Below are 12,095 nucleotides of genomic sequence, written 5' to 3' on the forward strand. Positions count from 1 at the left end.
CCATCCTTATCATCCTATCTAAAGAAAAACTACCATCAACCACCAAAGAATTGGAATACTCTCAACCCAAAAAGAAGTGTAATATTTGGAACGTTTTTCATTAGCAAAAATCAAAAAAAGACCAACTAAAACAATTAAAATAACATTTACAATGATTTGATTCTTTTCAAAATTACTTTTTAAGAATTCTAAAAAGAAAAACAAAATAATCAGTGCTAATCCTAAATTTTTTGTTCGCTTTACTCCTATTTGTTGTGGAACTGTTTGAAGATGAGGATCGTCATTTGCTAAATCAAGAATTTCAAAAATGAGAATCAGCACAAAAATGAGAATAAACCTTTGCATACATTTTAAATAAAAATCAGTTGTAAAAGTAACTTCAGCATTTAAAATGGGTAATATTAAAGTAACTCCAACCCAACATAAAGCCACAATATAAATTTTTACACCAGCCCAATTTCTAGCATTTCGCCTATTAGGAAAAAAAGGAAGTGTATACAATAAGGTGAAGCTTAAAAACACAAAAGCTATAATTTGAGTGATAAGTTCTAATACAAAAAAATAATAACCAACCACTAGAAGGCAGCAAAAACTCAATAAAGCGATTGCTTTCAACTCATAACGCATTTGAACTTTTTGTTTTCTAGCTAAGGCATCGTATTTTACAAAATTATATCCTACAACTGTTCCAAAAAATACGAAATATGCAATCGAATTTTCATAAGGAATGTGGAACATATGTTGCGTCATTCGAACTAAAGCATAGCACGATAAAGCCACGTGAATACTGCTATTTATATAAAAATCGAATATTAATTTAAAAAATTTCATTAGACAAAATTAATCAAAGTGTTAATAAGAATGGCTTTTGGTTGAAAAATTGATAGAAAATCAAGTTAAAAATGGCTAATAATAGCAATTTAATATTTAATTTTACCGCTTCGAAAGTAAGAAACACACAACCTATTTAATATATAATGAAAACAGACGCTTTTGCATTAAGACACATTGGTCCAAGGGAAAATGATTTACAACACATGTTGAAAACAATTGGCGCAGATACTCTGAATCAATTGATTGATGAAACGATTCCAAGTGATATTCGACTACATGCTGATTTAAACTTAGAACCAGCAATGACTGAATATGAGTTTGCAAATCATATTCAAAAATTAGGAAATAAAAATAAAGTTTTTAAATCGTACATTGGTTTAGGTTACAATGCGGCTATTATCCCTGCTGTAATTCAACGAAATGTTTTTGAAAACCCAGGTTGGTACACTGCTTACACTCCTTACCAAGCTGAAATTGCACAAGGTAGATTAGAAGCGATTTTAAATTTTCAAACCATGGTTATAGAATTAACCGGAATGGAAATCGCAAACGCATCTTTATTAGACGAGGGCACTGCTGCTGCAGAGGCAATGTCTCTTTTATTTGACGTAAGAACGCGCGATCAAAAGAAAAGTAATATCAACAAATTTTTTGTTTCAGAAGAAATATTACCGCAAACTTTATCAGTCCTGCAAACGCGTTCTACTCCAATTGGGGTTGAGTTAGTAATTGGGAACCACGAAACATTTGATTTTTCATCAGAATTTTTCGGTGCAATTCTTCAATATCCTGGAAAATATGGACAAATTCACGATTACAAAGCGTTCATAACTAAAGCAAATGAAAATGAAATCAAAGTTGCAGTAGCAGCCGATATATTAAGTTTGGTAAAACTAACGCCTCCAGGAGAAATGGGTGCTGCAATTGTTTTGGGAACTACCCAGCGATTTGGTATTCCGTTAGGTTATGGTGGTCCTCATGCTGCGTTTTTTGCTACTAAAGCTGAGTATAAGAGAAGTATGCCAGGAAGAATTATAGGTGTAACGATTGACACTGACGGCAACCGTGCACTTCGAATGGCACTACAAACTCGCGAGCAGCATATAAAACGTGACAAGGCCACTTCAAATATTTGTACTGCGCAAGTTTTATTGTCGGTGATGGCAGGAATGTATTCTGTTTTTCATGGTCCAAAAGGGCTGCAATATATTGCTAATAAAGTACATGCTTCAGCGGCAACTTTATCAAATTCCTTAAAAACAATCGGGTTTGAGCAGACAAATAGTGCTTTCTTTGATACAATTGTGATTAAGGCTGATGCTAAAAAAGTAAAAGCAATTGCAGAAGAAAATGAAATTAATTTCTACTATGTTGATGACAATACCGTTTCAATTTCTTTAAATGAAACAACAAGTATTGCTGATTTAAATACTATCATTTCAGTTTTTGCTTCCGCAAAATCAATACAAGCGACCACAATTATCGCACTATCGGAAACAAATCACTTTCCTGAAAGCGTGCTTAGAACATCAACTTTTTTACAGCATGATGTTTTTAATAAATACCATTCAGAAACTGCTTTGATGCGATACATCAAAATGTTAGAACGTAAAGATTTAGCATTGAATCATTCTATGATTTCACTAGGTTCTTGTACGATGAAATTGAATGCAGCTTCAGAAATGCTACCTTTAAGCATGGGACAATGGAATAATATTCATCCTTTTGCACCTTTAAATCAAGCAGTAGGGTACCAAGAAATGCTTACTAAGCTTGAGCAACAGCTAAATGTTATTACAGGTTTCGCAGGAACAACTTTGCAACCTAACTCAGGAGCTCAAGGAGAATATGCAGGCTTGATGGTTATACGTGCTTACCACCATTCAAGAGGCGATCATCATAGAAATGTTGCATTAATACCGTCATCCGCTCACGGTACAAACCCAGCATCTGCAACTATGGCTGGAATGAAAGTGGTTGTGACTAAAACATTAGAAAACGGTAATATAGATGTAGATGATTTACGCGAAAAAGCGCTTTTACACAAAGATAATCTTTCTTGCTTGATGGTAACTTATCCATCAACTCATGGCGTTTTTGAAAGTGCCATTAGAGAGATCACACAATTAATTCACGATAACGGTGGTCAAGTATATATGGATGGTGCTAATATGAATGCACAAGTTGGCTTAACTAACCCTGCAACAATTGGTGCTGATGTGTGTCATCTAAACTTACATAAAACATTTGCCATTCCTCATGGCGGTGGTGGACCAGGAGTAGGACCTATATGCGTCGCTCCTCAATTGGTTCCATTTTTACCTACAAATCCGTTGATACCTACAGGCGGAGAAAATGCTATCACAGCAATTTCAGCAGCGCCCTGGGGATCTGCGTTAGTTTGTTTAATTTCGTATGGTTATATTTGTATGCTTGGTGCGGAAGGTCTAAAACAATCTACTGAATATGCTATTTTAAATGCAAATTATATCAAGGAGAAATTAAACGGTCATTACGACACTTTGTATTCAGGAGAAATGGGTCGTGCGGCTCACGAAATGATTATTGAATGTCGTCCATTTAAAGAAAAAGGTATCGAAGTAACTGATATTGCAAAACGATTAATGGATTATGGTTTTCACGCTCCAACAGTTTCTTTCCCTGTTGCTGGAACCATGATGATCGAACCAACAGAAAGCGAGAATCTTGAAGAACTAGATCGTTTTTGTGATGCCATGATTGCGATAAGAAAAGAAATAGAATCGGTAACGATTGAAAATCCAGATAATGTGCTGAAAAATGCACCTCATACTTTAATGATGGTAACTAGTGATAATTGGGTTTTCCCTTACAGTCGTGAGGCAGCAGCATTTCCATTAGAATATATTGCTGAAAATAAATTCTGGCCCACAGTGCGAAGAGTAGATGAAGCGTATGGTGATAGAAACTTAAATTGTTCATGTGCACCTATTGAAGCTTATATTGAAAGCTAAGTGATCAGAAATCTAAAAAAAATGCCTCGATGATTCGAGGCATTTTCATTTAAACAATCGTAGATCTAGTATTTATAACCTAAACCTGTTTTTATAGCTTGTGTTCCACCAAATTGATTAGAACTTGATCCAACAGTGGTTTTATCAGAAGTCATTAAAATAAAAGGACAACCTAGAGCAGCAGCAGCCATTTTTAACTTTTTCTCCGCTTTTTTGTCTCCAGTATTACCAGTTTGTAAATTGATCATTCCTGTTTTCCCTCTTACTTCACCACCTTTTTTCAAACCAGCGATATACGATTTCTCTTCAAGAACTACTACTTTCTCCCAGTCAGCCTCGCTTGTAACTACAATTTTCTCAGTTATCTCTTCAACTCTACCACTTTTACCGTAAACAACTTTCTCAATAGCATATTTACCAATTGAGTTTTCGGCATCCTCACCATCATACTTAAAAACGACTGTGTACTCATCAACACGTAATACTTTTCCATTTACAACTTCTCCACTGTGTTTTGTAATGGCATCAGTTTGAGCAACTACAAATGAGGTAGTTAAAATCATAGAAAGCAATAAAATAATTTTTTTCATTCTTTAAAATTTAGGTTTATATATCCGTCAAAAATATAAAAAAACTTATTATTTAAGAACTTTTTAACGGGAAATTTATTAATTCATACACGATGATTTTGTTTGATTCAAGAATCTAGTATGCCACTACATTAATCAAAAAAATCAGTTCAAGATAAAATCTAAAATATTGATCTTTAAGCTCTGTTATCTTTCAAAATAATTATTGTGCTAAAAGCAGTGATTTACTAACATATTATCATTTATTTTGCCAATAAATTGTTTTTTAATAATTATATGCACGCATAGTAAATATTGTGATAGTAATATTAATTTTATGTTTAATTTAGCATCAAATTTGGAAAATCAATATAATGAAAATTAAAATAACTGGTGTAGGAAGTTATATTCCTGAGAAAAAAATTAGCAATTCAGACTTTGGTGATCACGTATTTTTAAATGAAGATGGAACCACTTTTGGCTACCCTAATGAGGTAGTAATTAATAAATTTAAAGGAATTACTGGAATCGAGCATAGACGATATGCTGAGGATCATTTTAGTTCTTCTGATTTAGCTTTTTTCGCAGCTCGAAAAGCGATTGATAATGCAGCAATTGATCCTGAAACAATTGATTATATTATTTTTGCACATAATTTTGGCGATGTAAAAAAAGGTGCTATTCAGTCCGATATGTTGCCAAGTTTAGCCACAAGAGTAAAGCATAAATTACAAATAAAAAATCCAAAATGCGTAGCTTATGATATCCTTTTTGGCTGTCCAGGTTGGATTGAAGGCGTTCTCCAAGCGAATGCTTTCATAAAATCAGGTATGGCAAAACGTTGTTTAGTAATAGGATCTGAAACATTATCACGAGTAGTAGATGTGCATGATCGAGATTCTATGATCTACTCCGATGGAGCTGGAGCCTCAATTTTAGAAGCTTCTAATGATGAGTCCGGATTGTTATCTTACGAAAGTGGAACTTATGCAATGGATGAGGCAAACTATTTGTTTTTTGGAAAATCTTATAATCCTGATTTAGATCCTGACACTCGTTATATTAAAATGTTCGGTCGTAAAATTTACGAATTTGCATTAACATACGTACCAGCAGCAATGAAAAGCTGTTTAGATAAAAGCGGTCTGCAAATAGATGATGTCAAAAAAATCCTAATTCATCAAGCAAATGAGAAGATGGATGAAGCAATTATTCAGCGTTTTTATAAATTACACGGAAAATCAGTTCCGCAAGACATCATGCCTATGAGTATTCACGAACTTGGGAATAGCAGCGTTGCAACTGTACCAACGCTTTTCGACTTGCTAATTCGAGGAGAAATAAAAGATCAGGAAATTAACAAAGGCGACATTCTACTTTTTGCTTCTGTAGGCGCAGGAATGAATGTCAATGCTTTTATTTATAGATATTAATTGTCGCGGCGTATAGTCCAACTATATATTACAATTACTCACCACAAAATTTGTTTTTCAAAGGTGCAATCAAGCTTCTTTTAATTGCTTTTTGCACCTTGAAAAACTACACCCTAAGCCTCATAGATTTTGTTCAGAAGTATCGACATCATCTGGGCTTAAAAATAAGAATCAAAAACACTTTTATTAGTATATTTGCATCCACAATAGTGATGAAAAATCATTTTTGCGCAAAATTAATCTAGATAAAGAACGACAAATTAATGCGTTCCTCTAAAAGACTATGTACGAAAAAACATTCCCTAATAAAAGATTCAAACACACCCTAGAATTTTTAAATAAACACATTACTATTACATCTACTATCTTAGATTTAGGAGTCGAAAATCCCTTTTCTAAGATCATGAAAAAAGAGGGTTTTAGAGTTAACAATACCACAGGCGAAGATTTAGACAATGATCAAACCATTTTTCAATCAGAGAAAACAGATGTAGTAACCGCTTTTGAAATATTCGAACACTTACTCAATCCCTATACGATTTTAAGTGAGATCAAAGCAGACAAGCTTTTCATTTCTGTTCCGTTGCGTTTGTGGTTTTCTCCTGCTTATCGAAGTAAAACTGATATGTGGGACAGACATTACCACGAATTTGAAGACTGGCAACTCGACTGGCTATTAGAAAAAACAGGTTGGAAAATAATAGATCGACAAAAATGGACTAATCCAGTTAAGAAATTTGGTATTCGTCCGCTATTAAGAAAATTTACGCCTCGATATTACATTGTTTACGCAGAGAAAATTAAGATCTAAAATTTATTAGATGAATTATTACCTAGTTATTCCTGCTCACAATGAAGAGCAATTTATTGCACTGACTTTAGAATCTTTAGTTTCGCAAACACATCTGCCTACGAAGGTAGTAATTGTCAATGATAATTCTACTGATAAAACAGCGGATATTGTTTTGGCTTTTGCCAAAAAATATCCTTTTATATCGTTAATAGACAAGAAATCTAGCGCCATTCATTTGCCAGGAAGCAAAGTTATCCACGCTTTTCAAACGGGATTTGAAACCTTAGATGAAAATTATGATGTAATTGTAAAAATAGATGCTGATTTGATATTTCCGCTTAATTATTTTGAAACTATTAATAGACATTTCAAATCAGATCCTACCATTGGAATGGTTGGCGGATTTTGTTACATCGAAAAAAAAGATGAATGGGTTTTAGAAAACCTCACCGACAAAGATCATATTCGCGGAGCTTTAAAAGCCTACAGAAAGGAAACATTCAAACAAATAGGTGGACTAAAACCACAAATGGGTTGGGACACTGTTGACGAATTACTTTGTAAATTTTACAATTGGAAAGTTGTCACCGATTCCACTTTGCATGTGAAACACCTCAAACCAACCGGTGCTAATTATAATAAAATAGCAAGATATAAACAGGGGGAAGCTTTTTATACTTTAGGTTATGGCTTTCTTATCACTACTATTGCATCGGCTAAATTAGCGATGATGAAAAAAAAACCATTTCTTTTCCTAGATTATCTAAAAGGATTTTTAAAAGCAAAATCAAATACAACGTCATTAATGGTGACAGCTGAACAAGCTAAATTCATTCGAAAATACCGATTGAAAAAGATGAAAGAAAAACTGTTTGGACTTTTTTAGACATCTTTCAAATAAAATTATAGTATTTTTACGGAATACATTAAAACTGAACACTGAACACTGAATAGTAATAAAATGATGCTCATTCGCTATATAACGCAAATAGGAAGATATTTCCTTATGCTGAAAGAAATTTTTAATAAACAAACCAAATGGTCTGTAATGCGTAATCTAATTTTCAAGGAAATTAATGACTTAATTATTGATTCACTTGGTATTGTTGCTTTTATATCTTTCTTTGTGGGAGGTGTTGTTGCGATTCAAACTGCACTAAATTTAACTAATCCTTTAATTCCTAAATACCTAATAGGATTTGCAACAAGACAATCAGTGATCTTAGAGTTTGCTCCTACATTCATATCAGTGATCATGGCTGGAAAAATGGGTTCGTTTATTACTTCAAGTATAGGAACAATGCGTGTTACAGAACAAATTGACGCACTAGAAGTTATGGGGGTAAATGCATTGAACTATTTAGTATTCCCTAAAATTATTGCTCTTTTATTATATCCATTTCTAATTGGCATCGCTATGTTTTTAGGAATTCTAGGCGGATGGATGGCTGGAGTTTACGGCGGGTTTATATCAAGTGCTGAATTTATAAATGGAACGCAAAAGGATTTTATTCCGTTTCATATTGCTTATGCATTTATAAAGACTTTGATTTTTGCTATGCTACTCGCCACTATTCCATCCTTTCATGGTTATTATATGAAAGGTGGCGCACTTGAGGTAGGAAAAGCGAGTACAGTAGCTTTTGTTTGGACATCCGTTTCCATCATTCTTTTTAACTATATATTAACCCAATTGCTACTAGGATCATGATAGAAATAAAAAATGTAGAGAAATCATTTGGAGGTAATAAAATTCTAAAAGGAATTTCAACGATTTTTGAAACTGGTAAAACGAATTTAATAATTGGACAAAGTGGATCTGGTAAAACTGTTTTATTAAAAAGTTTGTTGGGAATTCATACACCTGAATCTGGGCAAATATGTTTTGACGGCAGAGTTTATTCAGAATTACAAGCTGATGAAAAGCGAGAACTTAGAACTGAAATAGGCATGGTTTTTCAAGGAAGCGCACTATTTGATTCAATGACTGTAGCCGAAAATGTTGCTTTCCCGTTGCGAATGTTTACTAAAAATAATAAAGCACAAATCAAGGAGCGTGTTGATTTTGTACTTGAAAGAGTAGATTTACAAGATGCACATAGTAAACTTCCTTCCCAAATTTCAGGAGGAATGCAAAAGCGTGTTGCCATTGCACGAGCAATTGTAAACAAACCAAAATATCTTTTTTGCGATGAGCCCAACTCTGGATTAGATCCAAATACTTCTATTTTAATTGATAACCTCATTATGAAAATTACGGAAGAATATGATATTACAACCGTAATTAATACGCATGATATGAATTCTGTGATGGAAATTGGTGATAATATTTTATTCTTGAAAGACGGACTTAAAGCTTGGCAAGGAACCAAAGAAGAAATTTTTAGAACTGATAATGAAGCCGTCGTTGACTTTGTTTACTCTTCTAACTTGTTTAGAAAAGTAAGAGAAGCGTATTTGAAAGAATAGAAAATTTTATTTGACAACTTCCTTATCAAAGTGTTATTCTATATCATTCAAAACTCGTCATTTTTTTAAATCAATACTTTAAAACAACAACTATAATTTCTACTCTGCCCCTGACAGCAATGGCAGCACCGACTGAAGAAAAGCTATTTTTTGCTGGAGTGGCAAAGCGACCACCGGAAGCTCTTGCTACGAACTAGCAAAAAAGCTTTTTGAGAGAGGGCTAAAGTGAATGGCAGGAATAGGCCCTACAAAATAAAAGACAAAGCTTTAGGTCAGTAATTCTACCTCTGCATTAGGATTGAATAAGTATAATTTTCCTGAACTTATCTCGAGACATTCAAAACGTTTTGTACGAACGGCTATTTTTTTGAAAATTTTCCCATTTGAAATTCTAAAAACACTTCCATAAGGTATCTCGAACACATAATTCTTATCATTTTGCTGGTCAAATTGTTTTAATGCCAATGATAATGTTGCGTCAGTATCACTACTAGCAGATGGATTTTTAAAATGTCTGGCTAGCAGAGGCAGTAATTGATTCGGGAAAATTTCTGGTCGAATATACGGAATCATTAATCTTTGAAAAGAATATTTCCACTCGTGACCATGCGGTTTTATATGGCGTCCAAATTTTTCAAAAGCAACGAGATGCGAAATTTCATGAATCAGTGTGATCAAAAACTTGTATTTATTTAAACTGGCATTTACCGTAATTTCATGCTTTCCGCTCAAGCCCTTTCGATAATCGCCATGACGTGTTTGCCGCTCGTTCACAATTTTAAGATGCACTTGATTGCTTACGATGAGATCGAAAACGGGTTTTACTGCATGTTCAGGAATATATATAGCTAAGGTTTCGATCAAAATAATTATTGATTACGGATTAGTTGAAGAAACCTGCAATACCTTTCCATTAAAATATTTATTGCCAGTCAAAGTGAAATTAAAAATATAATCGGCCATTTCATTTGCTGAAATTGGCGCTTGATAACCAGGAAAAGCTTCTTCGAGCATCTCTGTTTGGACGGAACCTAGTGCCAAAACATTAAAAGATATTCCCTTTTCCTTATATTCCTCAGCTAATAATTCCATGAGTGTAATCACAGCTCCCTTACTAGAGCTATACGCGGCAAGACCAGCAAACTTTAAACTTCCTTGTATTCCGCCCATAGAGCTGATTGTAATCACATGACTTCCTTTTTGCAAATAAGGCAACGCAATTCGGGTTAAGTTGGCTACTCCAAAAACGTTCACTTTATAGATATTTTCGAAATCATTTTGAGTCGTTTCTGAAAACGGCTTTAGGATTAAAGCTCCTGCATTATGAACGACCGCATCTATTTGTTTCCAAGATTTTGAAACAAAATCAGTTACTTTACTCAACTCCAATTCATTTGACAAATCAACTGAAAGACAGGTGACATTCTCGTTCCCTAATAAGGTTTGAGGAATTTTTCTTGAAATAGCTAAAACCTGATGTCCAGCATTTGCAAATTTTATGGCTAACTCATGCCCTATTCCTCTACTTGTTCCGGTAATAATAATATTTTTCATAAAGCAAAAATAAACAAAAACGGTAAACTAACATTGCTTTAACAAAAGGATTGTCTTTAAAAATAAAAACAAACAGTGTTCTAATTTTACTTAATTTTGATTAAACCTAGTAATATAAAATTCTCATTAAATGATAGAAAATATTGTTTTTAAAACAGCTTCAATCAATGATATTGATGGCGTTTTAGCATTACAAGATTTATACTTAGTTTCTAATTTATCTGATCAAGAAAAAACGGCTGGTTTTGTTACCACACCATTTACAATTGCTCAATTAACAGAAGTTATTGAAAATAAAAATTTATTTTTAGCGATTGACAATCAAAAAATTATAGCTTATATTTTCACAGGTAGCTGGAATTTTTTCAGTCAATGGCCTATTTTCAATCACATGATTTCATTATTACCTGGACTTCATTTTTTAGATTTTAAATTCACAACCAGTAATAGTTTTCAATACGGACCAATTTGCATTGATAAAAACTACAGAAGTCAGGGTTTAATAACTCCGTTTTTTGAATTTATGAGAGGTCACATGGGACCTAAATATCCATTGAGTCTCACTTTTATAAATAAGATTAATATTCCATCAACTAGAGCACATACTTCAAAATTAAATTGGTCTATTATCGGTGATTTTAAATTTAATTCTAATGAATATTTAATTTTAGCCTATGACATGAAACAACCACTTCAAAGCTGAAAGTAGTAGCGAAGTTTTGAAAAGAGATTCTTGCGATTGTTAGCGAATATTAAAAAGGATTTAAGTTTAGTTTTTACAGAATCAAAAAAAAATTCACTGCTTATCTTTATTCAAAAAATATTTTTTATAAACTTTAGCTGTTTGAACAATTGCTAAAACCATGAAAAACAGTGGAATAATAATAGGAACAACATATTTAGAAAAACTACTCGTCTTTTCAGCTAATGTACTCAATATTAAAACTAAACTCAGCATTCCTCCAAAAGTGCCTATTAATGTTCCTACAATATAATAAAATTTTAGATTATTGTTTATATAAATATAGTTCCCATTGATCAAATATAGATTCCAACCGGTCCAAAATGGTATTTGAAGAAAGTTTATACTACTTAAAACAATACCAATTAAAAAAGTTGGATAGTTACTATATTTTTCGAAAAAACCACCTTGATCTACTTCAGCATTGGAACTTACATAAAAAGTGTAAGCAATTATTATTAAAAAGATAATTGCAAAAAAGTCAATCGCTTTTATCAATTTATTATTATTAACCAATTTTTTTGCAAACAATAAAGTAAAATAAACAACAAACATTTCGATAAAAATAACGCCTAATAAAAAGTAAAATAAGCTTTCTACTCCAGCTTTTGAAAAGATTTTAAAGCCAATTACATTTAAATATCCCAGCGGAATAGAACCAATAAAGCTGACTAAAAAACCAAAAAGAATATTCTTTAAAGATCTCAT

12 protein-coding genes are annotated in these 12,095 nt (G+C 32.9%); 7 read left to right on the top strand and 5 right to left on the bottom strand.

The annotated features are described in order from the left end of the window. Positions 1-18 precede the first annotated feature (18 nt). A complete protein-coding gene (locus BUA99_RS11535) occupies positions 19-831 on the bottom strand; it encodes a UbiA prenyltransferase family protein (RefSeq protein WP_072992373.1) in 813 nt (270 codons plus the stop codon). A gap of 146 nt (positions 832-977) precedes the next feature. On the opposite strand from BUA99_RS11535, the gene gcvP reads away from it, so the two are divergent. Then, positions 978-3,827 (top strand): aminomethyl-transferring glycine dehydrogenase, encoded by a 2,850-nt coding sequence (gcvP, locus tag BUA99_RS11540; RefSeq protein WP_072992375.1) that lies wholly within the window; start codon positions 978-980, stop codon positions 3,825-3,827. 65 nt (positions 3,828-3,892) lie between these two features. Here gcvP and BUA99_RS11545 read toward each other — a convergent pair whose 3' ends face one another. Then, positions 3,893-4,417: a hypothetical protein gene (locus BUA99_RS11545; RefSeq protein ID WP_072992378.1), complete on the bottom strand. Its 525-nt coding sequence runs from the start codon at positions 4,415-4,417 to the stop codon at positions 3,893-3,895. Positions 4,418-4,770: 353 nt separating this feature from the next. Here BUA99_RS11545 and BUA99_RS11550 point away from each other — a divergent pair, with 353 nt between their 5' ends. The 5 genes from BUA99_RS11550 (at position 4,771) to BUA99_RS11570 (ending at position 9,091) form a co-directional block, all read left to right on the top strand. Beyond that, the gene (locus BUA99_RS11550; RefSeq protein WP_072992381.1) at positions 4,771-5,829 is read left to right on the top strand and encodes a 3-oxoacyl-ACP synthase III family protein; all 1,059 of its coding nucleotides are present in this window, start codon (positions 4,771-4,773) and stop codon (positions 5,827-5,829) included. A gap of 283 nt (positions 5,830-6,112) precedes the next feature. Next, a complete protein-coding gene (locus BUA99_RS11555; protein WP_072992383.1) occupies positions 6,113-6,640 on the top strand; it encodes a methyltransferase domain-containing protein in 528 nt (175 codons plus the stop codon). 10 nt (positions 6,641-6,650) lie between these two features. Beyond that, positions 6,651-7,508 carry a glycosyltransferase family 2 protein gene (locus BUA99_RS11560; protein WP_072992385.1) on the top strand — a complete coding sequence of 286 codons (858 nt, stop codon included), beginning with the start codon at positions 6,651-6,653 and terminating at the stop codon, positions 7,506-7,508. A 75-nt stretch (positions 7,509-7,583) separates the two neighbouring features. Beyond that, positions 7,584-8,333 (top strand): MlaE family ABC transporter permease, encoded by a 750-nt coding sequence (locus BUA99_RS11565; protein WP_072992394.1) that lies wholly within the window; start codon positions 7,584-7,586, stop codon positions 8,331-8,333. After that, the gene (locus BUA99_RS11570) at positions 8,330-9,091 is read left to right on the top strand and encodes an ABC transporter ATP-binding protein (RefSeq protein WP_072992396.1); all 762 of its coding nucleotides are present in this window, start codon (positions 8,330-8,332) and stop codon (positions 9,089-9,091) included. Before BUA99_RS11565 ends, BUA99_RS11570 begins: the two co-directional genes overlap by 4 nt. A 267-nt stretch (positions 9,092-9,358) precedes the next feature. Here the strand turns inward: BUA99_RS11570 and BUA99_RS11575 are convergent, their stop codons facing one another. Together BUA99_RS11575 and BUA99_RS11580 are read right to left on the bottom strand one after the other, a co-directional pair. Beyond that, complete coding sequence (locus tag BUA99_RS11575) at positions 9,359-9,955, bottom strand: SprT-like domain-containing protein (protein WP_072992398.1); 597 nt, start codon at positions 9,953-9,955, stop codon at positions 9,359-9,361. A gap of 12 nt (positions 9,956-9,967) precedes the next feature. After that, positions 9,968-10,645, bottom strand: coding sequence for an SDR family NAD(P)-dependent oxidoreductase (locus BUA99_RS11580; protein ID WP_072992400.1), 678 nt, complete (start codon positions 10,643-10,645; stop codon positions 9,968-9,970). A gap of 130 nt (positions 10,646-10,775) precedes the next feature. On the opposite strand from BUA99_RS11580, the gene BUA99_RS11585 reads away from it, so the two are divergent. After that, entirely contained in the window at positions 10,776-11,348 is a 573-nt protein-coding gene (locus BUA99_RS11585) for a GNAT family acetyltransferase (protein WP_072992403.1), read from the top strand. Between the two features lie 93 nt (positions 11,349-11,441). Here the strand turns inward: BUA99_RS11585 and BUA99_RS11590 are convergent, their stop codons facing one another. Further along, the gene (locus tag BUA99_RS11590) at positions 11,442-12,095 is read right to left on the bottom strand and encodes a hypothetical protein (RefSeq protein ID WP_072992405.1); all 654 of its coding nucleotides are present in this window, start codon (positions 12,093-12,095) and stop codon (positions 11,442-11,444) included.

It is taken from the genome of Flavobacterium segetis, from assembly GCF_900129575.1.
GTDB classification, from domain to species: Bacteria; Bacteroidota; Bacteroidia; order Flavobacteriales; family Flavobacteriaceae; genus Flavobacterium; species Flavobacterium segetis.